Source organism: Halanaerobaculum tunisiense, from assembly GCF_054657635.1.
Genome location: NZ_BAAHYI010000001.1, coordinates 220,725 through 246,549, shown reverse-complemented (window position 1 = coordinate 246,549; position 25,825 = coordinate 220,725). Strand labels below are relative to the sequence as shown.

The window sequence follows — 25,825 nt, the reverse complement described above, 5'->3', positions numbered from 1 at the left end:
AACTAAGAAGAGGGAGGGATGCATAATGAGACTGCTGAAAAAGAGTATAACTCCGCTTAAAGTAGCCTTCATCATAGCAGTAGGACTTCATCTGGCTCTCTTTAACTTTGGGTCATCTATAGTTAAAATGGATAATCTGGCCCATTCTCAGGGGAACTTCAGCCAAAAGGTGAGATTCAAGATGGCTGCTGCCAGTGCGGAGGCCAACCCTTCATCTTCTTCTACTGATAAACAGGAAGAGAAAGAAGTTAAGGAGCAGAAAGAAACTCAAGAGGAAAAGCAGGAAGAACAAGAAGAGCCTGTGGATAAGGTTGAGGAGAAAAAAGAGGTTGAAGAAGAATCAGAGCCTAAAGAAGAAAAAGAGGAAGTACTTGAAGAAAAGAAAGAAACTGAAAAAGAAGTAAAGAAAGAGGAACCCAAGGAGCAGAAGGAGCCTGAACAGAAAGAAGAAGAGATTAAAGAGAAGGATAAACCAGAAGAAACTGAAGAACAAGAAGAAGAGATAGATAGAGAAACAGAGAGAAAGGAACCGAAGGAAGAAGAAAAGAAGGAACCTGAACCCAAAGAGCAGAAAGAGGATGAAGAAGAGGAAAAATCGGAATCTGAAGAAGAAAAGAAAGAAGATCCGCAAGAGAAGCATAAAGAAGAACCTGAAGAGCAGAAAGAAACTAAAAAGAAAGCAGAGACTGAAAAGCAGCATGAATCAGAAGAAGAAGCTAAAGAACCCAAAAAAGAAGAGAAACAGGATAAAGAATCTGAACCAAAAGAGCAGAAATCAAGCTCTGAGAAGAAGACGAAAGATGAAGCATCCGGTCAGTCCAGTCAAGAGACAAAGCAGGTAGACCTAACTAACGGCAGTAAGCCTGGAGTTAAGGAACCGTCGTTGATTGATTATAAACAGCCGGAATATCCTGAACGAATGAAGGAGCGGGAGATTGAAGGCAAGGTTGTGTTGAAGGTATTGATTGATTATGATGGTCAGGTAGATGAGATTAAGGTTAGAAAGTCATCTGGCTATAAGCAGCTTGACTTAGCAGCCAAGAAAGCAGCTAAAGAGTGGCGGTTTAATCCTGCTCGCAAGGAGCATCAAAAGATCGGCAGCTGGATCTTAGTACCGATTAGATTTAGATTAGAAGCATAGAGAGGTGGCATGAAATGCAGTATCTATTAGCTAAAGGTGGAATGATTATTTATCCGCTATTAATCTGTTCAATAATAGTAGTAACCTTAGTTTTAGAACGTTTATACCAATTTTCCAGAATATCTAAGGAATTATCCAATAACTTAATGAATCAGATTAAAGATAGGATCAGTTCTAATAAAGTTGATAAAGCAGTTAAGCTTTGTAAAGAGATTAAAGGACCTATTGGTAAGGTCTTAAAGCAGGGGATTCTTCATTTAGATAAAGAACCTGAGGAGATAGAGGAACAGATGGCTGAAGTTGAGCTAGAGGAGTTTCCCAAATTAGAGAAGCATTTAGGATTTTTAAACTTTATCGGTAAGATAAGTCCTTCCTTGGGACTTTTAGGAACGGTAACGGGGATGATAAAGACATTCCATGTTCTATCTATGAGTGGTAAACCGGAACAGTTAGCTCAGGGGATTTCTGAGGCCTTGACTACTACAGCAACAGGATTAGTTATTTCGATTCCAGCTTTAGGTGCTTATTATTACTTTACAAATAAACTACAGCAGATTGTTTTACATACCGAAAAGCGGGAGAAGGAATTGATTAATTATATTAAAGAGGTAGGGGCTAGCGATGAAGTATAATTTCAAACGGGATGATCTAGAAATTAATTTAGCTCCTATGATCGATGTAGTCTTTCTCTTGCTTATCTTCTTTATAGTAGCCTCTACACTGAACTTAAGAGAAGTAAAGTCTAATATTCAGCTGCCTGATACAGAAGTGGTTGAAGAGAAAAATGAGACTGAAATCAATATTTCAGTTACTGAAGAAGAAGAAGTATATCTAGGAAAGGAAAGAGTCAAGCTTGCTGAATTAGAGAAGAGACTGCGGAATAAGGTGGATGATGATTCAGTTAAAACCTTAACAGTTTTTGCTGATAAAGAAGTAGCTTTTCAGAAGGTAATTCAGGTAATGGATATTGCCAAAAAGATTCAGGTGAATAATTTAAACTTTGCTTTGCATAAATCAAAATAGATTAAAATAAGGAGCTGATGAGGGTGAAGAAAGGAGTTGTAGTTTTATAGACTACGGAAGTAGAGCAGAAGAGGTAAGGAATTTATTCAATAGAACTAATCTTTACTAGGTGGAATGCTCCAGAAGAGATAATTGAAAAGGCTAACTTAAGGAGATAGTTAATTAGTTTTAGTAACGACTAATTTTTAGTCGTAATAATTTTTGATCAGAAATCATGAATGAGGAGTAATTCAATGGCTTTTGAAAGTTACGTTATTAAAAATGGTAAGAAACTAAGACGAGGTTATACAACTGGTAGTGCTGCTACTTCAGCAGCTAAAGCAGCAACTAAGATGTTATTTAGCAGTCAACAAGTTGATCAGATACGAATCGATACTCCAGCTGGAGTTGAGCTTGAATTAAAGGTGGTAAATACTAAACTAGAATCTGGTTATGCTCAAGCAACTATTATTAAAGATGGTGGTGATGACCCTGATGTAACAGATGGTTTAGAGATTAGGGCTAAAGTAGAAAAAACTAAGGGTGGAATTCAACTTAGAGGAGGGGTAGGAGTAGGCAGAGTTACTAAACCAGGTTTACCGATAGATCAAGGTCAGGCTGCTATTAATCCAGTTCCCCGTCAGATGATAAGTCAGGAAATCAATAAAGTTTTACCTATAGATGAGGGCGTAAGGATAACTATTGAGGTGCCTAAAGGAGTAGAAACAGCGCAAAAGACATTAAACCCTAAATTAGGGATTACAGGAGGCATCTCTATTTTAGGTACGACTGGAATTGTAGAACCTATGTCTGAACAAGCTTATAAAGATTCCTTAGCTATAAGTGTTGACCAAGCAGTAGCTAGTGGGATTAAAAAATTAGTTTTGGTCTTTGGTAATTATGGAAAACGAAGGGCCAAAAAATCAGGTTTTAAAGATGAGGCAATTATTAGGATGAGTAATTTTGTCGGATTTATGCTAGAGCATTGTGTTAAACAGCAGGTAGAGAAAGTAACTATCATTGGTCATATAGGAAAATTAGTTAAGGTAGCAGCAGGTATCTTTAATACGCACAGTCAACTAGCAGATGCTAGATTGGAGACAATAGCTGCTCATACTGCTTCCTTAGGGGGCAGCCAAGAGTTAATCAAGCAAATTTTAGCTGCTAATACGGCTGAGGAGACAGTAGGCATCATTCAGGAAGCAAGTTTAGAGCAAGTTTTTGATTTATTAGCTAAAAGAGTAACGATTAGAGCTCAAGGTTATATTGATAATGCTCTGGAAGTAAATAGTCTATTATTTTCAATGGAAGAAGGGATTATTGGAAAGTGCAGTTGACAGTGTACAGTTTACAGTTAATAGTTAGAAAGGCTGAGATATAGACAGTTGAGTGATATAAAGTGGCACTTTCGTGCCACAGCTATCAGCTATCTGCAAATGGTTTTTATTACGGAAGGTCTGTTTTCTAGACCTGTAGGATGTGCCATGTGCTAATTCAAATTCAAGACTATAGCCCAATTCAATCCCTTTAAACATAGTAATCTTAAAGGGTTAGATTTTGAATTTAAAGGTTTTGAATTGGCTGATAGCACACGACACACAGCTCACGACTGTGTCACCTATGGTGACACAATATATCAATTAAGTTAAATTATGAACACCTAATTTAAAAGTGAAATAGAAAGGATTTGTCTCTATGAGTAAAATCTATATTGCAGGAATTGGCCCGGGAACTGAAGATTATCTATTACCAATTACTAAGAGAATTGTTAGTGAATCAGATGTTTTAATCGGGGGCCAAAGAGCTTTAGATTTGTTTGCAGAATATGATAAAGAGAAGATAGAAATTACTGCTAATCTAGAGCAGATTAAAGATTATATTACAGAAAATTATAAGCAACAACAGATAGTTGTCTTAGTATCTGGAGATCCTGGTTTATATAGTATGTTAAGCTATCTAAAAAGGTATTTTGCTGAAGATAAATTAGAAGTTATTCCTGGAGTTAGTGCTTTACAGTTGGGATTTGCTAAAGGTAAGATGGTTTGGCAAGATGCTAAAATTACTAGTTTACATGGTAGTGATAATCGCCATAAGTTAGTAAAGTTAGTTGAAGAAGAAGATAAAGTTGGTTTCTTTACTGACCAGCAGTTTCCCCCTCAAGAGATTGCCAAGTTTTTATTAGAGCAAGGAGTGACTACTAAACAGGGACTAGTAGCTGAGAACTTATCTTATTCTTCAGAGCGAGTAATCAAAGGAAGTCTAACTGAGTTGAGTAAAGAAGAATTTGGCGGATTATCAGTAATGGTGATCTATAATGAGTAACTGGTCCTACCAAACTCCAGGAATTCCTGATGCTGAATTTATTAGAGGTCAGGTGCCAATGACTAAAGAAGAAGTTAGGGCCGTTACTATCTCTAAACTAAGGTTAAAAAAAGATAGTATTGTTTATGATATAGGAGCCGGAACAGGGTCTTTAACAGTAGAAGCTGCTTTACAAGCTAAAAATGGGAGAGTATATGCCATAGAAAGAGAAGTTGCAGGGGTTAAGCTGATCAAGGATAATTTGGATAAGTTTGGATTAGATAATATAGAGGTGATTGCCCAAGAAGCTCCTGAAGCACTGAAAGATTTACCAGCAGTTGATCGAGTAATTATTGGAGGCAGTGGTGGTCAACTTAATAAGATATTAGAAGTAGTTGATCACAAGCTAGCTAGTAATGGTAGAGTAGTAATCAATGCTATTACTTTAGATACTTTAACTACTGCTAGAAAAGAGTTAGAAAGACTAGGTTATAAATTAGAGATTTGTAATCTAGCAGTTACTAGAACTAAGGAAGTAGGACAGTATCAGATGTTACAAGGAATGAATCCAGTATATATTATTAGTGGGATTAAGGAGTGATAAGATGGCAGGAAAACTATATGGATTGGGAGTTGGCCCAGGGGATCCAGAATTAATAACTTTAAAGAGTAAGCGAATTTTAGAGGAAGTTGATCTAATCTGCACCCCTCAATCTAAGCGTCAGAAAGATAGTTTAGCATTAGAGATTGTAAAAGAGGTAGTTGATTGTCAAGAGCGAGTCAATGAATTATATTTTCCTATGACTTCTGACCAAGATAAGTTAGAAACTGCTTGGCAAGAAGCTAGTCAAGAAATAGTTAACTTACTGCAGCAGGGTAAAGATATAGCTTTTATTACTCTAGGAGATCCCTTATTGTATAGTACTTATATTTATATTTTAAAGAAGATTAAGACTAAGCATCCTCAGTTAGATGTAAAAACAATTCCCGGAATTACGTCAGTTAATGCAGCTAGTTCGCGGCTTAATTTACCGTTAACGGAAGGTGAAGAAAAGGTAGCTATTGTTCCTGCTACTTCTAGTTTAGAAGAACTGGAATGTATATTATCCAAATTTTCTAATGTAGTACTAATGAAAGTGAGTAAAAATTATAAATTTATTGTTGAGTTACTGACTAAACTAGATTTAAAAGCTAAAGCTACTTTTATTAGTCGCTGTGGTCAAGATATAGAATTTATTACTTCAGATTTGGATTCTTTAGTAGGAGAAAAGATAGATTATTTATCAATGATTATTGTCAAAAGTTAGTAGTGAGTGTGAGGAATCAGTGTGAGTAAAGGTATCAATATAAAGTATTATTTTATATCGATAGTTGACAGTGTATAATTTACAGTTGACAGTTAAGGTCAAGAAAAAAGTCAAACCCTCTATATTTACTTATATATTATTGGTTTATAAGATTTTGATTTTAGGTTTTTAACTGTTAATTGTCAATTAAGTTTGAAATTAAACAAGGAGGCTAATCAATGAAAGTATACTTTATTGGAGCAGGACCTGGTGATCCAGAATTATTAACGATTAAAGGAAAAAAGGCTTTAGAAGAAGCTAAAGTAGTTATTTATGCTGGTTCGTTAGTTAATCCAGAAATTTTAGAGTATGCTCCACAAGCTGAAATTTATAATAGTGCAGAGATGACACTAGAAGAAGTTTTGACTAAGATAGAAGAGGCTAACGAAGTAGGCAATACAGTAGCAAGAGTACATACTGGTGATCCAAGTATTTATGGGGCTTTACAAGAACAGATTGATTATTTAAAACAAGCTGAAATTGATTATGAAATAATTCCTGGAGTTAGTTCCTTTTTAGCTGCTGCTGCGGCTGTTGAACGAGAGTTTACACTACCTGATGTATCACAAACTGTAATTATTACTAGACTAGAGGGCAGAACTGCTGTACCTGATAAGGAGAGGTTACATAAGTTAGCTAAACATAATACTTCATTAGCTATTTTCTTGAGTATTCATATGATTGATGGAGTAGTTGAAGAATTAAAAGAAGAATATTCTACGGATACTCCAATTGCTGTGGTGCAAAAAGCATCTTGGAATGATGAAAGGGTAGTTCAAGGGAAGTTATTTAATATAGTTGATAAAGTTCAAGCTGTTGGAATTGATAGAACAGCTATGATTCTAGTAGGGGATTTTTTAGATACAGATTATAGTTACTCTAAGTTATATGATAAGAACTTTAGCCATGGTTTTAGAAAGGCTAAACAAGAATGAAATTAGCTGTGATTGCTTTAACTGAAGCAGGAAAAGAGTTAGCTTATAGATTAGAGAAGTTAATAGATGTTGATTTATATTTATCAGCTAAGGTTAAGCCTAGAGAAGATGTAAACACCTTTGATTCTTCACTAAAGAAATTGGTTAGTAAGTTATTTACTCAATATGATGGACTTATTTTTATTATGGCTTTAGGAATTGTTGTTAGAGTAATAGCTCCTTATCTTGAAGATAAAAGACAGGATCCAGCTATAATTACAATTGATGAAACAGCTCACAATGTAATTAGTACTTTATCAGGCCATGTAGGAGGGGCCAACGAGTTAACTAATAAGGTTGCTAGTTTAATTGATGCTAATCCAGTAATTACAACTGCAACTGATTGTCAAGAAAAATTGGCTTTTGATCTACTAGCTAAGGAGCTCAATTGTGAACTTGTGCCTTGGAAAAATTTAAAGTTAGCCAATGCAGCTTTAGTTAATGGAGAGCAGGTTAATATTTTTACAGATTTAAAATTAGATTTAAATTTAGCAGAAGAGGTTGGTTTGTATTCTCTAAAACAGTTGGGGAGAGTAAAGGGATTTCCAATAGTTATTTCTAATCAAAATATTAAGATAACAGAACCTTATTTACAGTTAGTTCCTCAGAATATAGTTGTAGGGATTGGATGTCGTAGAGGGGTTAGTGCTAGTCAAATTAAAGAAGCTATTTTTTTTGCTTTACAGAAGTTAGATTTACATCAGGCAAGTACTAAGAAATTATCTACTATAGATTTAAAAGAAGATGAAGCTGGTATTATAGAGACGGCCAAAGAGCTAGATATACCAGTTGAAATTATTACTAGAGAAGAGATTAAAGAGGCTGATTTAAATTATACCAGATCAGAATTTGTTAAAGAACAGATAGGAGTTGGTGGAGTGTGTGAACCAGCAGCTCAGTTAAGTGTACAAAGGGGGGAATTATTATTATCAAAGACAAGCCAGAATCAAGTAACAGTAGCAGTAATGCAGGAGAACTTTATGTAATAGGAGTTGGCCCTGGAGATATTGAACAGATGAGTCTGAAGGCATATCGACTGCTACAGGAGGTAGATGTGGTAGTTGGTTATAAGACTTATATTAATTTTTTGAGTGAAGTACTATCTGAGGAACAAGAGACAGTTAGTACTGGTATGGGAACAGAGGTTGAGCGAAGTAAAAAGGCAATTAAGTTAGCTGCTCAGGGCCAAAAAGTAGCAATGGTTAGTAGCGGTGACGCAGGAGTCTATGGAATGGCAGGTTTGATTTTAGAGTTAGTAGCTACAGAGAAATTGGATATTTCAGTAGAGGTAGTACCAGGGATTACAGCTGCTAATGCAGCTGCGTCTTCTTTAGGAGCTCCTTTAATGCATGATTATGCTGTGATTAGTTTGAGTGATTTGTTGACTCCTTGGCAAATAATTAAAGAGAGATTAGTTAAAGCTGCTCAAGGTGACTTTATTGTAGCCTTGTATAATCCTAAAAGTAAGCAACGAGTTGAGCAGATTAAGGTAGCTAGAGATATATTTTTAGACCATAGATCTGCTGATACTCCGGTAGGAATTGTTCGTAAGGCTAAACGTGGGGCCGAAGAAGTAACTAGGACAACTTTAGAAGATATGTTGAATCATAAAATTGATATGTTAACTACTGTAATTATTGGTAACTCAGAAACATTTACAGCTGAAGATTTAATGATTACTCCGCGAGGTTATCAAGTATGATTTTAGTATTGGCGGGGACTAAGGATAGTCGAGAGATAATTAAAAGATTACAGCAGATAGACTATCCAATTATTGCATCAGTAGTAACTGATTATGCCCACCAATTATTAAGTGATGTAGGTGCTAAAGTGATTAAGGGGAAGCTAGGTTTAAAAGAGATGGAGCAGTTGATTAAAGAGTATGGAGTTGAGATTATTATTGATGCTACTCATCCTTTTGCTCAGCAAGTCTCTTATAATGCACTAGAGGTTAGTAGCAAGCTAGATAAAAGATATATTAGATTCGAACGAAAAGAAATAAAAGTACCAGATGATGAATTAGTAATTGAAGTAGCTGGATATCAAAAAGCAGCTCAGAAGGCAAGAGAGTTTGAGAGAATATTATTGACTATTGGTAGTAAAAACCTAGATTGTTTTATTGAGGAAATAGATAATTGGCAGGAGCGATTAGTAGCTAGAGTATTACCTAATGGTAAGTTTATTAAGCAGGTACAAGAGATAGGTTTTACTCCCCAAAATTTAATTGCTATTCAAGGTCCCTTTAGTAAGGAATTAAATAAGATTTTATTAAAGGATTATAATATTGATTTGTTAGTAACGAAAGCAAGTGGAAAGACAGGGGGATTAGATACTAAATTGGAAGCTGCTTTAGAGTTAGAGATACCAGTGTTATTAATTACTAGACCTGAATTATCTTATCCTCAGATGGTTGGTAGTTATTCTGAATTACTAGAGCAACTATAAAAACAATATCTGGGAAAGGTCAAAGACCTAAATCCCAGAGGTATTATTTACTCTTCTTTAAGAGCCCAGAGCATAATGTCATTATTTTGTCTATTTTTATTTATTCTAGCTTCAGTTTCTTTAATCATTTTTACTTGTTCAGCAGTTAAGTCGGCAAAATCATATTCTTCAACAGTCAAGGTAACCACCTCCAACTTTATTATTATGATTTGTGGTTTGAGAGGAAATTATGCTATCTATATTAAGATAAAGCATATGCTTTATCTTAATAGTTGACAATGTACAGTTGACAGTTAAATTCAAGCTCTTTATAATCCCTTATATTAAAGGGTGTTGATTTTATGGTTTTAACTATAAATTGTCAATCGTAAACTGTACACTGATTAAGAAGGCAAAGAAAAGAGGGATAAAAATGGGTAGGTTGATTTTAGTACTAGGTGGAGCCAGAAGTGGTAAGAGCAGTTTTGCAGAAGAAATTGTTTCTGATTTAGGCGGGTTAGATGTAACTTATATTGCTACTTCTCAACCTAGAGATAAAGAAATGAAAAAAAGGATAGAACAGCATCAAAAATCTCGTCCTCAAGAGTGGACTACTATTGAAGAAGATAAGGAAGTAAGTAGTGTTTTAGGAAAAATAAAAAGAAATTCAGTTGTTTTGATAGATTGTTTAACGGTATTAATTTCTAATTTATTACTAGATGATGAAGAATTAGATGAGGAAGAATATGATTTTAATGGACAAGAAAGAGAAGAGTCTATCTTATTAGAGGTAGATAACATAATTAGTCAAGTAGCCGAAAGGGATTTAACTTTAGTAGTAGTGTCTAATGAAGTGGGCCAAGGTTTAGTGCCTCCTTATAAATCAGGTAGAGTTTATCGGGATATTGTTGGTAGAGCTAACCAATTAGTAGCTGATAAAGCTGATCAAGTTTATATAACTTATGCTGGTTTGCCTGTTGAAATTAAAAAGTTAGGAGAAAAAACAAGACAACAATTTAATTAATAAGTATTGCTAGTAGTAATAAGGAATGTGTTAATAATTTAAAGATACAAAGTTTTACTGAGAAGAAAGCTAATTTTCAACAAGGATTCAAATAAAAAGGAGGATCTTTTATGGAAGGTATCTTAGAAAAAAATAAGACATTAAGTTTGGTAAGGATTGGTTTGTTTATTGCTTTATCTGGAGTAGGAGCTTATCTTAAATTTCCGAGTCCGGTAGGTAGTATTGCTTTAGATTCTTTGCCAGGATATGTGGGAGTACTATTATTAGGAATCAAACCAGGAAGTATTATTTTAGCAATAGGACATATGGTATCTGCATTAACAGCAGGTTTTCCTTTAGGGATAATGCATCTAATAATTGCTGTTGGGATGGCTGGATGTGGTTTAGTCTTTGGGTATTTAGCCAAGAAGAATATAATATTAGCTGTTATTATAACTGTTATTTGTAATGGGATTTTAGTTCCAGGACTTTTGATTCCTGTTATGGGGAAGGGCTTTTTTATGGGGTTAGTGCCTATGCTATTATTAGCTTCTGGGGCTAATATTTTATTAGCAGTTTTAGTAAACCAGTTTATAGCAAGGAGTAATTAAAGATGGAGAGTAAATTGGTTAGAGATATATCTATTATAAAGTTAGATAAGGAAAAGAATTTAGTAATTAGTTGTGATTCGGCAGGTGGGATCGGGAGTAAACCAGCGGATAAAGTGAAAATTTCTAATAAGCTATTAGGTCAGTTTATTGTACGAGTAGCATTGATGGAAGTTTTGGCTAGTGGAGCAAAGCCAATTTCAGTAATTGATACTTTAACAGTAGAATTAGAGCCTACCGGACAAGAAATTATATCTGGAATTAAAGAGGAGTTAGAAAAGATAGGAGTAAAGAAAATATTAAATGGAAGTACTGAAGAAAATATTCCTACTGTACAGACAGGATTAGGAGTAACTGTAATAGGAATGGTAGAAGATAATAGTTTAAGGTTAGCAACTTCTCAACTAGAAGATGTAGTTGTAGCCTTAGGATTTCCTAAAGTGGGGAATGAGGTATTGGAAGCTGAAAATCAGCTAGCTGATCTAGATTTAATGTTACAGCTTTTAGAAATGGATTATATTCATGAGATATTACCTGTTGGTTCTAAAGGGATTTTATATGAAGCTAAGGTATTAGCTGATAGTAATAATTTAAATTTAGTATTAGAAGATAGAAATTTAGATTTGAAAAAATCAGCTGGACCATCTAGTGTTTTGTTAGTGACTTGTACGGAAGATAATTTGGAAGGATTAGAAGAAATTGATAAGCCTATTAATGTAGTTGGGAAATTAATTTCTGGTTAGTCAACTTCAAAATGAAGTTTATCTATAACTGGTTGGGAATGGTGATTAAAAATGACTAAATCAATTATGCTTCAGGGGACAGCTTCTAATGTAGGAAAGAGTATTTTAGCTACTGCATTATGTCGGATGTTAGCTCAAGATGGATATCAAACAGCTCCCTTTAAAGGTTGGAATATGGCTTTAAACTCTTTTGTTACCCCTAATGGAGGAGAGATTGGCCGGGCTCAAGCAATTCAAGCTGATGCAGCAGGAATTGATTCTACCGTTAAGATGCAACCATTACTAGTTAAGCCTAAGGGCCAAGGAGAATCACAAGTAATAGTTAGAGGAGAACCTTATGGTGATTTTGGATTAGAGAGAAAGAATTCAAAGTATATCAATTGGGCTTTAGAGATAATAGATGATTCATTACAGGAATTGGCCCGAAAGTATGAAGTAGTTGTTTTAGAAGGAGCAGGCAGTCCAGCAGAAATAAATATTAAAGATCATGATTTAGCTAATATGAAGGTAGCTAAATTAAATCAGACTCCTGTATTATTAGTTGCTGATATTGATCGTGGTGGAGCATTAGCTTCAGTAGTAGGTACTTTGCAGTTGTTAGAACCGGAAGAAAGAGAGTTAGTACAAGGGATTATACTAAATAAATTTAGAGGTGACTTTGATTTACTAAAACCAGGAATTGAGATGTTAGAGGAGAAGACAGGTAAACCAGTAGTAGGAGTAATACCTTATTTAAGGGATTTCAGATTGCCTAATGAAGATGCTGTTTCTTTATCTAATTTTACTAAGCAAGAAGCTGAAGTTAAAATAGGAGTTATTGAGTTACCTCATATTTCTAATTTTACTGATTTTGATGTTTTAGCTTTAGAACCTAAAGTAGAAGTTAAGTATTTAGGTGCAGATAACCAATTGTCTAATTATGATGTAATAATTATTCCGGGGACTAAGAATACAACTACCGATTTGGAATATTTAAAAGAAACAGGTTTAGCTGAAGAGATAATTGAACTAGCAGAAGCAGAGGTGTCAATCGTTGGTATTTGTGGTGGGTATCAGATGTTAGGTAATAAATTATTAGATTCTGATTTAACTGAAGGGGATAAAAAGGCTAGTAAAGGTTTAGGGTTATTAGATATAGAAACTACTTTTAGTCCTGACAAATCAACTTATCAAGTTAAGGCTGAAGTAAAAAGTGAGGAAAGCTTCTTTTCTGATTTAGCGGGCCAACAAGTGACAGGTTATGAAATTCATATGGGCCAAACTAGCCTAGGAGATCAAGCTGAATCTATTTTTAAGATCAATTATCGGTCTGATCAGCAGGTAGAATTATATGATGGAGCCTGCAATCAACAAGGAACAGTCTGGGGTACCTACTTACATGGTATTTTTGCTAATGATCGATTTAGAAGAGAATTTATCAATAGCTTACGGATGCAAAAAGGATTGGCTAGATTAGATGAAGATTATTCTTCTAGTAGAGAAGAGTTAATACAGAATTATGATCGATTAGCTGAAGTAGTCCGAGATAATCTTGATTTAGAGTTATTTTATGAAATATTAAAAGGAGGTGAATTTGAATGACCAAAAAAATTATGATCCAAGGAACAGGTTCAGATGTAGGTAAAAGTATTCTAACAGCTGCTGTAAGTCGGATTTTAGCCCAAGATGGTTATCATGTAGCGCCTTTTAAGTCGCAAAATATGGCTTTGAATTCATATGTAACGAAAAAAGGGGGAGAAATTGGTCGGGCTCAAGCTGTGCAAGCTGAAGCTGCTCAAGTAGAAGCAACAGTAGATATGAATCCAATTTTACTAAAACCTAAGGAAGATACTACTTCACAAGTAATTATTCATGGTCAACCGAGGAGAAATATGACTTCTAAAGAGTATTTTAGTAAGCAACAAATTGGTTTACAAGCAATCAAAGAGTCTTTAGCTAGATTAGAGAGTGAGTATCAGGCAGTTGTTTTAGAAGGAGCAGGAAGTCCAGCTGAAGTAAATTTACGAGACTATGATTTGGTTAATATGAAGATAGCTAAGTTGGCTCAAGCTCCTGTTATTCTGGTAGCTGATATTGATCGAGGGGGAGTTTTTGCTAGTATTATTGGAACTTTAGAGTTGCTTACTGAAGAGGAAAGAGATCGAATTAAAGGGATAATTATTAATAAATTTCGTGGCGATGTAAAACGGTTAGAATTTGGTATAGATTATATTGAAGAGGAGACAGGAGTGCCTATCTTAGGGGTAGTACCTTATATAAGTGATTGCAAAGTTCCAGAAGAGGATTCAATCCCCAGTTATAAGCAGGGTAGTGAAGATTATCAATTAGATATTGTAGTAATTAAACTACCTCATATATCTAACTTTACTGATTTTGATGCTCTAGCACAGGAGGTGCAGACTAGAGTAAGATATGTTGATCCTAAAGAGGAATTAGGAAGTCCGGATCTGATTATTTTGCCCGGGAGTAAGAATACAATTGAAGATTTAGAGTACTTATATCAGACTGGTTGCCCAGAAAAAATTATGAACCAGGTAGCAGAAAAAGTACCAATTGTAGGGATCTGTGGTGGGTATCAGATGTTAGGTAATGTTATCTATGATCCATCGGGAGTAGAAACAGACCACAGAGAAGTTGCAGGATTAGGTCTGTTAGATATAGAGACTACTTTATTAACAGATAAGGTTACTAACCAGATAGAAGCTAGAGTTAAAGAAAATAATATATTTAAATTTCAACAAGAAGTTGTAACAGGTTATGAGATACATGTAGGAGAGACCGAACTAGGGCCAACTGCTGATCCACTTTTTGAAATTACAGAGCGTTCTAGAAAAGAAGTCCAGATTTTAGATGGGGCCTATAACCAGTCCAATCTAGTCTGGGGAACATATATCCATGGTTTATTTGATAATGATCAATTTAGAAGGAGTTTTATTAATCAGTTAAGGGTAAAAAAAGGATTATCCCCCATAGATAATAATAGTTTTTCAGTTAAGCAGGATAGAGAAAAAGCTTATAATCAACTGGCAGATGTGGTTAGAGATAGTTTGGATATGGAGTTGTTGTATCGGATTATGAGTTGTGAGTCATGAGCTATGAGTCGTGAGCCAATTTAAATTCAAAAGCTATTTAAACAATAGAACTGTTTATAAAAGATAAAAAATAATTTTAATTGTCAATTCTTAATTGTCAATTGTAAATTGAATTTGATGGAAGGTGAGAAGATGGATAAGTATATAGTATTACTAGCAATAATAGTTGATTTAATAATTGGTGATCCTAGGTGGTATCCTCACCCAGTAGTAATTATTGGTTGGGGGATTAAATGGTTAGAGCAATTTTTAAGGAAGTTATTTGATAAAGAATTAGAAAGAATAGCAGGAATTATATTAGCCATAATTATAATTATCAGTACTTATTTAATCACTCAAAAGTTGATTGATTTAGCTTATTATATTAATTATTACTTAGGATTGGTAAGTGAAGTCTGGATCTTGGCTACTACAATAGCAATTAAAGGGTTGTCCCAGGCTGGGAAATCAATCTATCAACCATTAATTAATGATAATTTAGATTTAGCTAGAAGAAAATTAGATTGGATTGTAGGTCGAGATGCTGACAAATTAACTACAGAAGAAGTTACTAGAGGAACTATAGAAACAATAGCTGAAAATACTAGTGATGGAATAATTGCTCCTCTCTTTTATGGAATTATTGGTGGAGCTCCTGTAGCAATGGTTTATAAAGCAATTAACACTCTTGATTCTATGCTGGGTTATAAAAATAAGGAGTATCAGTATTTTGGTTGGGCCGCAGCCCAAATTGATGATCTAGTTAACTGGTTTCCGGCACGGATAACAGGGTTATTATTTATGGTTGCTTCTTTATTTACAGGTGATAACTGGAGAGGTGTTATAGATATTATGATTAGGGATGCTAGTAAACATCCTAGTCCTAATGCTGGCTTCCCTGAAGCGGCTGTTGCTGGAGCTTTAGAGGTTCGCTTAGGAGGAATTAATTACTATCAAGGAAGGGAAAGTTTTAGAGCTTATTTAGGTGATGCTAAGGCTGGATTTCAACCACAGCAGATTAGACAGACAATACAACTGATGTACTGGAATGTTGGGGCTTTTATCATATGTTACTATTCTATACAAATGATAATTTAAGTTCAATTGATATAGTGTGTCACCGCAGGTGACACAGTTGTCAGCTATCTGCTATGAGCTATCAGCAGATTTTCACGAAGAGTCCATAGGACTCACAGGAATTCAAAACCTTTAAATTCAAAATCAAAACTACTATCAACCTTATGTTTTGAGAACTTGAACTAGATTTATTGTTTTGATTTTGAACTAGCTCACAACTCACAGCTCATAGCTAACAACTGATATAAAGTGGAACTTAAGTTCCACTTTATATCAATACTGTATCATTTAAAAGTAAAATATTCGTATAAAATGTTAGGAGGGAATAAAGTGAATCCTCGCGTAGTAATTGCTGGAACCCAGAGTGGAGTAGGAAAGACTACTTTGACGATTGGTTTGATGGCTGCTTTAGATAAGCAAGGCTATGATGTACAGCCTTATAAAGTTGGCCCTGATTATATAGATCCAGGTTTTCATACTTTAGTAACAGGGAATCAATCACGGAATTTAGATAGTTTTTTCTTAGGGGCAGAAGGAGTTAAAGAGTCTTTTCTAAATGCTGCAGATCAAAGTGATATTTCAATCATTGAAGGAGTTATGGGCTTATTTGATGGGAAAAAGGGAACAGATGAAGCAGGAAGTACAGCTCATATAGCTAAGATTTTACAAGCACCAGTAATTTTAGTTATGGATGTTAAGAAAATGGCTAGAAGTGCTGGGGCTTTAGCTTATGGTTATCAGAATTTTGATCCTGATTTAAATATAGCAGGAGTGATTCTTAATAATGTAGGGAGTAAAGGACATTATGAGATGATAAAGAAACCATTAGAAGAGGAAGTTGGAGTTGAAGTACTAGGATATTTACCTTATCAAAAAGATTTAGAATTGCCTGAGCGACATCTGGGGTTAGTTCCGACAGCTGAAACTAAAGAGTTAGATGATTTTGTGGGCCAATTAGTAGAATTAATAACAGAATATATTGATTTAGAGCAGTTAGTTTCTATCTCTCAAGATGGGTCAGTTCTTGAAGTTAAAGAAAAGAAGATGTTTGGAGCTACTAAAGATTATAATCTGACTTTAGGTGTAGCTTATGATCAGGCTTTTAATTTTTATTATCAAGATAATCTTGATTTATTAACTAGTAGAGGAGTTAAACTAAAATATTTTAGCCCTTTAGAAGATAATAAACTGCCTGAGGTTGATGGACTCTATATTGGAGGAGGCTTTCCAGAGAGTTTTTTACAGCAACTAGCTAGCAACCAAAGTATGAAACAAGATATTTACCAACAGATTAAAGATGGCTTACCTACTTATGCTGAATGTGGAGGTTTAATGTATTTAACTAAAGAAATTATAGATAATGAAGATAAAAGCTTTCCTATGGTAGGAGTAGTTCCTGCTCAAATTAAGATGACAGATAATTTACAGGCAATGGGTTATGTAGAAGCTAAAGCAATTACAGATAATATTTTATTGCAACAAGGGGCAGAAGTTAGAGGGCATGAATTTCACTATTCTAAATTAATTAATTTAGCAGATAATAATAACTATAGTTATTATTTGTATGGGGGAAAAGGTAAGGATGGTAGATCTGAAGGAGTTATAAGTGATAATTTATTGGCTAGTTATGTGCATTTACATTTTGGGAGTCAACCTAGATTAATAGATAGATTTTTAGAGAATTGTCAAGAATATAAAGGGAGGGATTAAGATGGATACAGAATTAAAGCAAGGCTTAGTTCAAGTTTATACTGGTAAGGGGAAGGGCAAGACTACTGCTGCTTTAGGTTTAGGATTAAGAGCTGTAGGACATGGATTTAAAGTAGAGATGATTCAGTATTTGAAAGGAAGTAGTTATACAGGAGAACTATTTTCTACGGAAAGATTACCTAATTTTAATATTAAGCAATTTGGCAAGAGTTGTTCTTATGCAGCAGGAATTAAAGAAGGATTGCTGGATTGTCAAGGTTGTGGAGATTGTTTTGTTAGTCAAGATGAAGACCAAGAGATTCACCAACAGTTTGTTGACTGGGCTTATGAGTATACAACTCAAGTACTGCAAGATGCTACTACAGATGTTGTTATTTTAGATGAGATTAATAATGCTTTACGATATGATCTATTAACAGTTACTGAGGTATTAGATTTAATTGATTTAAAAAAGGAAGAGACAGAACTGATCTTAACTGGGCGGGGGATGCCAGAAGAGATTTTGGAGAAAGCTGACTTAGTAACAGAGATGAAGGCAGTTAAACATCCTTTTCAGGAACAAGGGATTAAAAGTAGACGAGGGATAGAATATTAATGAATAAGTTTTTATTAGCTTTACAGTTTATTACTCGAATTCCGATTAATTTAGATTTAAACTATGATGATAGATCAATTGGTACTTCAATGGTCTATTATCCTGTGATTGGAACTTTGTTAGGAGCAATTTTAAGTTTAGTTAATCAGTTGGGAGTAGTATATTTTCCTCCATTAGTGACCGATGCCTTATTAATAATTGGGATGGTAGTCTTAACTGGGGGGCTTCATTTAGATGGATTGATGGATACTTGTGATGGTATCTTTAGTGGTCGAGGTAAAGAAAGAATATTAGATATAATGAGGGATAGCAGAGTAGGAGCCTTTGGAGTAATTGGGCTAGTGTTATTATTGTTATTAAAGTTTAGTTTGTTAGTAGAGATTCCAATGCAGTATAAAGGATTAATTTTAGTCTATTCTCTTACTATTAGTCGGTGGGCTATGGTTTATGTAGCCTTTTTTTATCCCTACCCTCGCCAAGAAGGACTGGGAAAAGCGTACCAGGAACATTTAGAGTTGAAACATTTTTTGTTAGCTACTGGTTGGACATTGTTGGGGGGATTTTTCTTATTTGGAATACAAGGGATATTAATTTTACTAGCTAACTGGCTAGTTACAGTAATATTGGCTAAAATAATTATGGGCAAAATTGATGGATTAACAGGGGATAATTATGGTGCTGTTAATGAATTAATTGAGGTAGTTTCATTATTAGTTCTAATTATTATTCTATAGAGAATAAATTGATATAATGTGGCACTTTCGTGCCACATTATATCAGCTATCAGCTGTCTGCTATGTGTCGTGAGCCAAGTCAAATTCTTCAATTCAAAACCATAGATATAGTTCAAACCTTTAGAATATAGGAATTATAAGGGTTTAGATTTAGAATTTAAGTGTTTTGAATTAGCTGATAGCACACGACACACAGCTGACGACTGTGTCACCTGCGGTGACACAATATATCAATATTACTTCACTTTAACAATAGTCTAAAGATTGTCTTAATTGTCAATTATAATGTAATTTTGAGGAGTCCTGAAGATGACAAAAAAAGTAACAGTTAAAGTTCCGGGAACTTGTGGGGAGTTGATGCAGGGAATAATTGCTGGAGTTAATCTGCTGATTAGTTGTCCAGTTGATTTATATAGTTACGTAACAGTTATGAAAGATAATTCCTTATCTGATATTAGAATTAATCAACAAGCTGAAAAGACAGTGCTTGCTATTGAGAAGACACTAGAATATTTTAATCATCAACATATTGGTTTGCAAGTCAACTTGCAGTCTGACTTATTATTAGGTAAAGGAATGGCTAGTAGCACTGCAGATATTACAGCTAGTATTATTGCTACGATGATAATTTTAGGCCAAGAAGTAGATATTGAGTTAGTTAAAGAGATAGCTATATCTATAGAACCAACTGATAGTTGTTTTTTATCAGGAATAGTAGCTTTTAATCATTTGCAGGCTCAGCATCTATCTAATTTAGGTCAGATAAAGCCTCTTCCTCTTTTAATCTTTGATATTGGGGGTGAGGTGGATACACTTGAGTTTAATGCTAGAGAGGATCTAACTAAATTAAAGTTACAGAAAGAAAAGAAGGTCAGACAGGCTTATCAATTAATTAGTAGAGGACTTAAAACAGGAGATATGAGATTAGTTGGACAAGGGGCTACTATAAGTAGTTTAGCGAATCAGTCTCTGTTATATAAGCCTCAATTAGAAGGATTAATTAAGTTAGCTAGGTATGAAGAAGATATTTTAGGAGTTAATATAGCACATAGTGGAACTTTAGTAGGTGTTATTTTAGCTTCACAAGAAAAATCAGAGTCTGTTTTGGCTAAAATCAGAAATAAATTGCCTAGTTTAGAATATATTACTGAGACTAGATTGATTAATGGTGGTTATCAGATAAAGGAGTGATAGCTTGCAACAAGATCATGGAGGAAATATTAGGGTAGCAGCTCGAGAGTATGGTTTAGATCCAGCCGAGATAATTGATTTTAGTGCTAATATAAATTTTTTAGGGCCTCCTAGATCAGTAACTAAAGTAATTAAGAATAATTTAATAGGGATAAAGAACTATCCTGATCTAGAATATAGTCAACTAAAGTCAGTAATAGCTGATCAAGTATATATAGAAAAGGATAATTTAATAATCGGTAATGGGGCAGTAGAGTTAATTTATTTATTGACTAAAGTATTACAGCCTACAGATGCTTTGGTATTGGCTCCTACTTTTTCAGAGTATAGATCAGCAGTAGAGAGTACAGGAGGAACTGTAGAAGAATTCCAACTACAGCGAGAAGAAGAATTTACTCTTAATGTAGATGATTTATTACCTAGATTAGCTGGAGTTGATATCTTCTTTTTATGTAATCCTAATAATCCTACTGGAAAGTTTTTAACGAGAGAAGAGGTAATTAAGATAATCAATTATGCTGCCAGTCAAGGTACTTTTGTGGTAGTGGATGAAGCATTTGTAGATTTTTTAGAAGAAGATATATCAGTAATTGATGTAGTTAATGATTATGATAATTTATTTGTATTACGTTCTTTAACTAAATTTTTTGCTATTCCTGGCTTAAGATTAGGTTATGGAGTAACTAATCAAGAGTTGATTAAGCAGTTAAGAGCTGGTAAAGATCCCTGGAATGTGAACTATTTGGCCCAGTTAGCAGGAAGAGAGGCTTTAAGGGATAAAGAATATATTGCTCAGACTAGAGAGGCTATTTCTCGGGAGAAGAAATTTTTGTATCAGCGATTAGCTGATTTTTCTCAGCTTAAGGTGTATTACCCTTATGCTAATTATATTTTTGTCAATCTAGCTGACAATGAGTGGACTGCAACTAGGTTGGAGGAGAAGTTGGGCCAACAAGGTATTTTGATTCGTAATTGTAATACTTATTCTGGTTTAGGAGAAGATTTTATTCGGTTAGCGGTTAAGAGTAGAGAGGATAATCGGCAGTTGCTTAATAAATTACAGGAATTATTAAGAAGTAAACACTATAATAGTAAAGGTCAGAACAGTCTGTATGGCAAGCAAACCTGAGGGGTTGAAGGATAGAAACGAATTCTAAAACATAGTATACATATTTTCTCTATTATTGAATAGTATTTACTAGAACTACTAAAGGAGCTGATAGCTAGATGAGTTCTAGTAAAGAAGTTAGTTTACCAATAATAGGAGATCCTGCTCCGGAGTTTACTGCTGTGACTACTGCAGGAGAAGTTAGTCTCTCTGATTATCGGGGTAAGTGGCTGATGTTATTTTCTCATCCTTCTGATTTCACCCCTGTCTGTACGACTGAATTTATCTCTTTTGCCCAAAATTATGATAAATTTAAAATAAGAAATGTTAAGTTATTAGGCTTAAGTATTGATAGTGTCTATGCTCATATCGGGTGGATTAGAAATATTGAAGAAAATTTTGATGTGGAGATTCCTTTTCCTATTATAGCTGATTTAGGAATGGAAGTAGCTAATAAATACGGAATGATTCAACCAGGGGTTAGTGATACTAGTACAGTAAGAGCTGTCTTTATTATTGACCCCGATCAAATTGTAAGGTCTATCTTATATTATCCCCCACAGGTAGGACGCAACGTAGATGAAATCTTGCGGTTGATTGATGCCTTACAGACAGGAGATAAATATAATGTGGCTACTCCTGCTAATTGGGAACCAGGAGATAAAGCTATCTTGTCTCCTCCTAAAACTACTAAGGAAGCAGAGCAGAGAGCTGGAGGAGAGAACTGTGTAGATTGGTATTTCTGTTGTAAAGAACTACCGAATAGAAGAGGATAAATTTGTAGTAAGGCCAGTTCTTATTCAATTAAGAGTTGGCCTCTTATAATAGTATTACTGATTTCTATTACCAGGAATTGTTGTTTCTTAAGAGAACTAATAAATAGTAAGGAACTAATTAATTATTTTCAGTAGTGAATTATTCAATCTATAGATAGGAGGAGCTATATGGGAACTGAAGTAATATTGGTGCGTCATGGCGAAACAGACTGGAATCAAGCTGGTAAGTTTCAAGGCAATAAGGATATTCCTTTAAATGATACAGGTTTAGCTCAGGCAAGGAAGTTAGCTCAAAGATTAGAGGGGACTACTTTTGATACTATATATACTAGTGACTTAAGTCGTGCTTCTCGGACAGCAGAAATTATAGCTAAAAAACAAGGACTAGCTATAGAGAAAAAAACAGCTTTCCAAGAAATAGATTTTGGAGACTGGGAAGGTTTAACTTTTGTTGATCTGGAAGAAGATTATCAGGCTGCTTTTGCAGCTTGGAAGGAGAATCCAGTTGACAATGGGCCTCCTAAGGGGGAAAATTTAGGAGAAGTTCAAACAAGGGTAGTGACTCGAATTAAAGATATTTTAAATTCTCAAGAGCAAGATAGAATTTTAGTAGTGGCTCATGGGGGAGTGATTAGAGTCTTAGTGGCTACTTTTTTAGAGATGCCACTGAGTAAATGTTGGCGTTTAGCACAGTCTAATACAGCAATCAGTCGAATTCAGTTTTATGAGGAAGAGGTAATTTTAGAATCGTTTAATTGTACAGCTCATTTAGATTAACTAGTGAACCCGCTGGGAATATTCCCAGCGGGTTTTATTTTTTTGCTAAGTAATATTAGTTGATATCGAACTTACTATTAGTCGCCTGGAATAATTAAGATTCTACCTGGGAATAGTACATTTGGATCAGCAATATTATTTAGTCTGACTAAAGTGTCTATATCTATATTATAGCGGCGAGCAATATTGTATAAGGTATCTTTGCTTCGTACATAATACTTAATATGGTCGGTAGGTGGTTCAGGAATTTCAATTGGTAAGTTAATTAGTTGACTGGATTGGGGTTCGTCTGAGAGGTTAGGATTAACCTCTCTGATTTGGGAAACAGTTGTGTTATATTCTCGGGCCAACGTCTGTAGCGATTCGCCAGGTTGCAGGATATGCTGGATATAGTAGCGTCTGCTAGGGGGCGTAGGCGGTTCTTTTTCGAGTTCTTCAATGATGGTATTTAAGATATTGATTTGTCGTGCTTGAAGATTGCGTAAGGCTTGAGTTATTCTTTCATAGCGAGGATCATCCAGTTCGGTCTTTAGTTGACTATACAGAGGTTGATTTTCTTTTTCTTGCTGTAATAATTTATTAGCTAATTCTAGACTATTAGTCATTGTTAGCCTCCTTTTAGTAGTTGCTAATATAGATTATGTAGTTGATCACTGATTTGTTACAGCAGATAAAAAAAGAATTAAATGTATATCTAACTTGATTACAACTAATACTGTTAATGATAATAAAAGTGTATCTAGTTAGAGATATGATAAGTTCGCTGTATCCTAATTTGATAGGATTAGGGGGGAGTCTATGGGAAAAAAAGTAGAAATTTCTGGTGTCAATACTTCTGAGTTACCTGTTTTATCTAATGAAGAGATGAGAGATCTATTTAAAAGAATGCATGAAGGAGATGTAGCAGCCCGGAATAGAATTATTGGAGGAAATCTCCGGTTAGTTTTGAGTGTGCTCCAGAGATTCAATAACCGGGGAGAACCTATTGATGATCTATTTCAGGTTGGCTGTATGGGATTGATTAAAGCAATAGATAACTTTGATTTAAGCAAGAATGTAAAATTTTCTACTTATGCTGTACCGATGATTATTGGTGAGATCAAGCGCCACTTAAGAGATAATAATCCTATTAGAGTTAGTCGTTCTCTGCGAGATACAGCCTATAAGGCTTTACAGATGAAGGAGAATTTAGAGAATAAGAAATCAGAAGAGCCTAATTTAACTGAGGTAGCTCAGGAACTAGGTATTCCGCGGGCGGAAATAGTCCACGCCCTTGATGCTATTCAAGATCCAATATCTCTTTTTGAACCTGTATATCATGATGGGGGAGATCCTATTTATGTCATGGACCAAGTCTGTGATGATAGTACAGATGACGAGGATTGGTTAGAAGCAATTGCTGTTAGACAAGCCTTGCGCCAACTTGAGGATAGAGAAAAAATGATCTTAACCTTACGTTTTTATGAAGGTAAAACTCAAATGGAGGTAGCTGGTAAGATAGGAATCTCTCAAGCCCAGGTTTCTCGCTTAGAAAAATCTGCTTTACAGGATCTAAAGAAGTATGTTAAGGAGAAGGAATGATAATGAGTGCTAGTAGGAGAATTGTAATTATAATTACCACGGTTGTGGTAATTAGTTTATTACTTATAGTAGGATTAAGAAGTGGTCTGGCTTTAAAAGCAGAACAAGTTAATAAGGTAACTAATGCTGAGAGTTTAGTCCGCTTACATGTAATAGCTAATAGTAATTCTTTACAGGATCAGCGAATTAAAAGAGATATTAGAGATAGAATAATCCAAGAGACAACTAAGTTATATAATACTTCCCCAGAAGGAGAGTCTACTCCACAAAAGATAATCAAGGAACATTTCCCTCAGTTAAAGGAGATTATTAAAGCTGAATTAAGAGAGCAGGAGATTGATTATGGAGTTGAACTTAAATTAGGTCGGTACCAATTCCCTACTCGCAGTTATAGTGGTTTGACTTTACCTGCTGGCAAGTATCAAGCTTTACGAGTTGTGTTAGGGTCAGGTCAAGGAGAAAATTGGTGGTGTGTTCTCTTCCCTCCACTTTGTTTTGTTGACTCAATTGATCAAGTTTCAGAGGAGGAGGTTAATCAATTAGCTATTGAAGATAAAGAAGAATTACCAGTGGAGTTTAAGTTTAAATTAGTGGAAGTGATCGAAAATAATCCGGAGTTTGTAAAGTCCAAGTTGAAGTTGGCCCATATTTTAGAGACTTCTTTTCCTGGCTTGAGTAAAATAATATTTTCTAATGAATCGAATTCCAAGGCTAAATAAGAGTCCAGTATAATCTTCTGGACTCTTTTTAGTTTCTTTTGTAACAAACTTATGTTTGATACATATACTTATTATAAAGCTACTACTTTTGAGAGGGGGAGTTAGAATGCGCACTTCAGAATTAGAAGCTAAGGAAATAATCAACATTAATACAGGCCAACGGTTAGGAGTGGTGATGGATGTTGATGTGAACTTATCTGGAGGACAGATTAAGGGCTTAGTAGTTCCTAAGGAGAATAAGATGTTTAGTTTTTTTGGGGCTGGTGAGGAGATCTATATTTCGTGGTCTGAAATACATAAAATAGGAGATGATGTTATCTTAATCCAACCCAATGAAGAGTTAAGTGCAGAAATTCCAGAATAAATAAGAAGTCTTTTAGAATTAAGATTGAATAAAATTAACTAGTGTATTATAATTAAAAACAATAATCAAAATAATTTGCTAGGGAGGGAAAATTAGTTATCTGCACAGATAGCTAACTAATTATGAAGTGTCCATACTGTACTAATGAAGCAAGTAAAGTGATTGACTCTCGAGCTACAGAGGATAATACAACTATTCGCAGAAGGCGTGAGTGTTTAGAATGTGGGGAACGATTTACAACTTATGAGCGGATTGATGACTTACCAGTGATGGTGATTAAAAGAGATGGTAGTCGAGAACGATTTGATCGTAATAAAATTCTTAATGGTCTATTAAGATCATGTGAGAAACGGCCAATTTCTAGAGAACAATTAGAAGGAGTAGTTAATTCTGTAGAACAAAAGGTTAAAAATCAAATGGAGAATGAAGTACCTAGTACAGTGATTGGGGAATTAGTAATAGACTTTTTGCGTAAGATAGATGAAGTGGCTTATGTGCGATTTGCTTCTGTTTATCGGCAATTTAAAGATATTCAAACTTTTAGAAAAGAATTGGATAAATTACTAGAGGATTAGGAGTG

The 25,825-nt window shown here is 34.7% G+C and carries 30 protein-coding genes; 28 read left to right on the top strand and 2 right to left on the bottom strand.

Annotated elements, in window-relative coordinates; all coding sequences use genetic code 11:
• Positions 1 to 25 precede the first annotated feature (25 nt).
• The 11 genes from ACYQ3D_RS01225 (at position 26) to cobK (ending at position 9,209) form a co-directional block, all read left to right on the top strand.
• Positions 26 to 1,141 carry an energy transducer TonB gene (locus ACYQ3D_RS01225; RefSeq protein WP_459835285.1) on the top strand — a complete coding sequence of 372 codons (1,116 nt, stop codon included), beginning with the start codon at positions 26 to 28 and terminating at the stop codon, positions 1,139 to 1,141.
• A 14-nt stretch (positions 1,142 to 1,155) separates the two neighbouring features.
• On the top strand, positions 1,156 to 1,773 hold the full coding sequence (locus ACYQ3D_RS01220; protein ID WP_459835283.1) for a MotA/TolQ/ExbB proton channel family protein: 618 nt from the start codon (positions 1,156 to 1,158) through the stop codon (positions 1,771 to 1,773).
• Positions 1,763 to 2,164, top strand: coding sequence for an ExbD/TolR family protein (locus ACYQ3D_RS01215; protein WP_459835281.1), 402 nt, complete (start codon positions 1,763 to 1,765; stop codon positions 2,162 to 2,164). The genes ACYQ3D_RS01220 and ACYQ3D_RS01215 overlap by 11 nt, the downstream gene beginning before the upstream one ends.
• Positions 2,165 to 2,397: 233 nt before the next feature.
• Positions 2,398 to 3,480, top strand: a complete 1,083-nt coding sequence (cbiD, locus tag ACYQ3D_RS01210; RefSeq protein WP_459835279.1) for a cobalt-precorrin-5B (C(1))-methyltransferase CbiD — start codon at positions 2,398 to 2,400, stop codon at positions 3,478 to 3,480.
• 358 nt (positions 3,481 to 3,838) lie between these two features.
• The gene (gene cbiE / locus ACYQ3D_RS01205) at positions 3,839 to 4,465 is read left to right on the top strand and encodes a precorrin-6y C5,15-methyltransferase (decarboxylating) subunit CbiE (RefSeq protein WP_459835277.1); all 627 of its coding nucleotides are present in this window, start codon (positions 3,839 to 3,841) and stop codon (positions 4,463 to 4,465) included.
• The gene (gene cbiT / locus ACYQ3D_RS01200) at positions 4,458 to 5,045 is read left to right on the top strand and encodes a precorrin-6Y C5,15-methyltransferase (decarboxylating) subunit CbiT (RefSeq protein ID WP_459835274.1); all 588 of its coding nucleotides are present in this window, start codon (positions 4,458 to 4,460) and stop codon (positions 5,043 to 5,045) included. Before cbiE ends, cbiT begins: the two co-directional genes overlap by 8 nt.
• Positions 5,046 to 5,049: 4 nt before the next feature.
• Positions 5,050 to 5,751 carry a precorrin-2 C(20)-methyltransferase gene (cobI, locus tag ACYQ3D_RS01195; protein ID WP_459835272.1) on the top strand — a complete coding sequence of 234 codons (702 nt, stop codon included), beginning with the start codon at positions 5,050 to 5,052 and terminating at the stop codon, positions 5,749 to 5,751.
• 218 nt (positions 5,752 to 5,969) lie between these two features.
• On the top strand, positions 5,970 to 6,725 hold the full coding sequence (gene cobM / locus ACYQ3D_RS01190; RefSeq protein ID WP_459835270.1) for a precorrin-4 C(11)-methyltransferase: 756 nt from the start codon (positions 5,970 to 5,972) through the stop codon (positions 6,723 to 6,725).
• Positions 6,722 to 7,750, top strand: a complete 1,029-nt coding sequence (gene cbiG / locus ACYQ3D_RS01185; protein WP_459835268.1) for a cobalt-precorrin 5A hydrolase — start codon at positions 6,722 to 6,724, stop codon at positions 7,748 to 7,750. The genes cobM and cbiG overlap by 4 nt, the downstream gene beginning before the upstream one ends.
• Positions 7,751 to 7,779: 29 nt before the next feature.
• Positions 7,780 to 8,466, top strand: a complete 687-nt coding sequence (gene cobJ, locus ACYQ3D_RS01180; RefSeq protein ID WP_459835266.1) for a precorrin-3B C(17)-methyltransferase — start codon at positions 7,780 to 7,782, stop codon at positions 8,464 to 8,466.
• Positions 8,463 to 9,209, top strand: coding sequence for a precorrin-6A reductase (cobK, locus tag ACYQ3D_RS01175; RefSeq protein WP_459835264.1), 747 nt, complete (start codon positions 8,463 to 8,465; stop codon positions 9,207 to 9,209). The genes cobJ and cobK overlap by 4 nt, the downstream gene beginning before the upstream one ends.
• A 47-nt stretch (positions 9,210 to 9,256) precedes the next feature.
• Here the strand turns inward: cobK and ACYQ3D_RS01170 are convergent, their stop codons facing one another.
• A complete protein-coding gene (locus ACYQ3D_RS01170; RefSeq protein WP_459835261.1) occupies positions 9,257 to 9,388 on the bottom strand; it encodes a hypothetical protein in 132 nt (43 codons plus the stop codon).
• 233 nt (positions 9,389 to 9,621) lie between these two features.
• Between ACYQ3D_RS01170 and cobU the strand changes: the two genes are divergently transcribed.
• The 13 genes from cobU (at position 9,622) to cobC (ending at position 22,581) form a co-directional block, all read left to right on the top strand.
• The gene (gene cobU / locus ACYQ3D_RS01165; RefSeq protein ID WP_459835258.1) at positions 9,622 to 10,212 is read left to right on the top strand and encodes a bifunctional adenosylcobinamide kinase/adenosylcobinamide-phosphate guanylyltransferase; all 591 of its coding nucleotides are present in this window, start codon (positions 9,622 to 9,624) and stop codon (positions 10,210 to 10,212) included.
• Positions 10,213 to 10,322: 110 nt separating this feature from the next.
• Positions 10,323 to 10,802: an ECF transporter S component gene (locus tag ACYQ3D_RS01160; RefSeq protein WP_459835256.1), complete on the top strand. Its 480-nt coding sequence runs from the start codon at positions 10,323 to 10,325 to the stop codon at positions 10,800 to 10,802.
• Positions 10,803 to 10,804: 2 nt separating this feature from the next.
• On the top strand, positions 10,805 to 11,542 hold the full coding sequence (locus ACYQ3D_RS01155; RefSeq protein WP_459835254.1) for an AIR synthase related protein: 738 nt from the start codon (positions 10,805 to 10,807) through the stop codon (positions 11,540 to 11,542).
• Positions 11,543 to 11,593: 51 nt separating this feature from the next.
• On the top strand, positions 11,594 to 13,123 hold the full coding sequence (locus ACYQ3D_RS01150) for a cobyric acid synthase (protein WP_459835251.1): 1,530 nt from the start codon (positions 11,594 to 11,596) through the stop codon (positions 13,121 to 13,123).
• Positions 13,120 to 14,634, top strand: a complete 1,515-nt coding sequence (locus tag ACYQ3D_RS01145) for a cobyric acid synthase (protein WP_459835249.1) — start codon at positions 13,120 to 13,122, stop codon at positions 14,632 to 14,634. The genes ACYQ3D_RS01150 and ACYQ3D_RS01145 overlap by 4 nt, the downstream gene beginning before the upstream one ends.
• A gap of 132 nt (positions 14,635 to 14,766) precedes the next feature.
• Complete coding sequence (gene cbiB, locus ACYQ3D_RS01140; RefSeq protein ID WP_459835246.1) at positions 14,767 to 15,711, top strand: adenosylcobinamide-phosphate synthase CbiB; 945 nt, start codon at positions 14,767 to 14,769, stop codon at positions 15,709 to 15,711.
• Between the two features lie 309 nt (positions 15,712 to 16,020).
• Complete coding sequence (locus ACYQ3D_RS01135; RefSeq protein ID WP_459835243.1) at positions 16,021 to 17,400, top strand: cobyrinic acid a,c-diamide synthase CobB; 1,380 nt, start codon at positions 16,021 to 16,023, stop codon at positions 17,398 to 17,400.
• A gap of 1 nt (position 17,401) precedes the next feature.
• Positions 17,402 to 17,995 carry a cob(I)yrinic acid a,c-diamide adenosyltransferase gene (locus tag ACYQ3D_RS01130; protein ID WP_459835241.1) on the top strand — a complete coding sequence of 198 codons (594 nt, stop codon included), beginning with the start codon at positions 17,402 to 17,404 and terminating at the stop codon, positions 17,993 to 17,995.
• On the top strand, positions 17,995 to 18,729 hold the full coding sequence (gene cobS, locus ACYQ3D_RS01125) for an adenosylcobinamide-GDP ribazoletransferase (protein WP_459835239.1): 735 nt from the start codon (positions 17,995 to 17,997) through the stop codon (positions 18,727 to 18,729). The genes ACYQ3D_RS01130 and cobS overlap by 1 nt, the downstream gene beginning before the upstream one ends.
• A gap of 309 nt (positions 18,730 to 19,038) precedes the next feature.
• Positions 19,039 to 19,920 (top strand): GHMP family kinase ATP-binding protein, encoded by an 882-nt coding sequence (locus ACYQ3D_RS01120; RefSeq protein WP_459835237.1) that lies wholly within the window; start codon positions 19,039 to 19,041, stop codon positions 19,918 to 19,920.
• Between the two features lie 4 nt (positions 19,921 to 19,924).
• Positions 19,925 to 21,049: a threonine-phosphate decarboxylase CobD gene (cobD, locus tag ACYQ3D_RS01115; RefSeq protein WP_459835235.1), complete on the top strand. Its 1,125-nt coding sequence runs from the start codon at positions 19,925 to 19,927 to the stop codon at positions 21,047 to 21,049.
• 98 nt (positions 21,050 to 21,147) lie between these two features.
• Positions 21,148 to 21,804: a peroxiredoxin gene (locus ACYQ3D_RS01110; RefSeq protein ID WP_459835232.1), complete on the top strand. Its 657-nt coding sequence runs from the start codon at positions 21,148 to 21,150 to the stop codon at positions 21,802 to 21,804.
• A gap of 168 nt (positions 21,805 to 21,972) precedes the next feature.
• The gene (gene cobC / locus ACYQ3D_RS01105) at positions 21,973 to 22,581 is read left to right on the top strand and encodes an alpha-ribazole phosphatase (protein WP_459835229.1); all 609 of its coding nucleotides are present in this window, start codon (positions 21,973 to 21,975) and stop codon (positions 22,579 to 22,581) included.
• A gap of 77 nt (positions 22,582 to 22,658) precedes the next feature.
• Here cobC and ACYQ3D_RS01100 read toward each other — a convergent pair whose 3' ends face one another.
• Complete coding sequence (locus ACYQ3D_RS01100; protein ID WP_459835226.1) at positions 22,659 to 23,186, bottom strand: LysM peptidoglycan-binding domain-containing protein; 528 nt, start codon at positions 23,184 to 23,186, stop codon at positions 22,659 to 22,661.
• A gap of 193 nt (positions 23,187 to 23,379) precedes the next feature.
• On the opposite strand from ACYQ3D_RS01100, the gene sigG reads away from it, so the two are divergent.
• The 4 genes from sigG (at position 23,380) to nrdR (ending at position 25,820) form a co-directional block, all read left to right on the top strand.
• Positions 23,380 to 24,162, top strand: coding sequence for an RNA polymerase sporulation sigma factor SigG (gene sigG, locus ACYQ3D_RS01095; protein ID WP_459835223.1), 783 nt, complete (start codon positions 23,380 to 23,382; stop codon positions 24,160 to 24,162).
• A gap of 2 nt (positions 24,163 to 24,164) precedes the next feature.
• Positions 24,165 to 24,881 carry a stage II sporulation protein R gene (spoIIR, locus tag ACYQ3D_RS01090; RefSeq protein WP_459835220.1) on the top strand — a complete coding sequence of 239 codons (717 nt, stop codon included), beginning with the start codon at positions 24,165 to 24,167 and terminating at the stop codon, positions 24,879 to 24,881.
• A gap of 106 nt (positions 24,882 to 24,987) precedes the next feature.
• Positions 24,988 to 25,245 (top strand): YlmC/YmxH family sporulation protein, encoded by a 258-nt coding sequence (locus ACYQ3D_RS01085; RefSeq protein ID WP_459835218.1) that lies wholly within the window; start codon positions 24,988 to 24,990, stop codon positions 25,243 to 25,245.
• 122 nt (positions 25,246 to 25,367) lie between these two features.
• Positions 25,368 to 25,820: a transcriptional regulator NrdR gene (gene nrdR / locus ACYQ3D_RS01080; protein ID WP_459835216.1), complete on the top strand. Its 453-nt coding sequence runs from the start codon at positions 25,368 to 25,370 to the stop codon at positions 25,818 to 25,820.
• Positions 25,821 to 25,825: the final 5 nt, after the last annotated feature.